The sequence below is a fragment of the Pseudoalteromonas sp. c7(2019) genome (assembly GCF_011378625.1).
GTDB classification, from domain to species: Bacteria; Pseudomonadota; Gammaproteobacteria; order Enterobacterales; family Alteromonadaceae; genus Pseudoalteromonas; species Pseudoalteromonas arctica.
The window spans coordinates 1-370 of sequence record NZ_WTKS01000109.1 but is presented as its reverse complement, the minus strand read 5'-3'; the positions used below and the strand labels follow the sequence as shown (position 1 = coordinate 370).

1 protein-coding gene is annotated in these 370 nt (G+C 35.9%); it reads right to left on the bottom strand.

Annotation, left to right across the window (positions count from 1 at the left end; translation table 11 throughout):
• Positions 1 to 12: 12 nt before the first annotated feature.
• Positions 13 to 354, bottom strand: coding sequence for a hypothetical protein (locus tag GQR38_RS20210; protein ID WP_201288131.1), 342 nt, complete (start codon positions 352 to 354; stop codon positions 13 to 15).
• Positions 355 to 370 lie beyond the last annotated feature (16 nt).

Genomic DNA, 370 nt, shown 5'->3' with positions numbered 1-370 from the left:
GTGCTTTTTATATTATTCTTCTTCAAAGTATTCACTATAAGTTGCAAACTTAGTGAGTTCTTCAATCACACACTTTTTAATATCAAGTTGGTTTTCTGCCGCAATATTATAACGGAGACCAAGCTGAATATAATCATCAGTGCTTAAACTAACCGTCAAACGAGGGCGCTTAGGTTTCTTATGTGTTGGTAATTCTAATAAGTCACGAATCTTTTCAGAAGGGCTGATGCCTTCGTCTAATGCACTACGGCGAATGCTATATTGCAGCTTACTATCCATATCAAAAGCAATTTGTACTGCTTTGACTACTTTTGCTGATTGCTGCCATTTTTTAGGTAATTCACCATTGGGCATTATTACTCTCCTTTTA

Bases quoted from the DNA above. Each gene is read 5' to 3' on its own strand.
- GQR38_RS20210 (WP_201288131.1), bottom strand. From the start codon at position 354: ATGCCCAATGGTGAATTACCTAAAAAATGGCAGCAATCAGCAAAAGTA.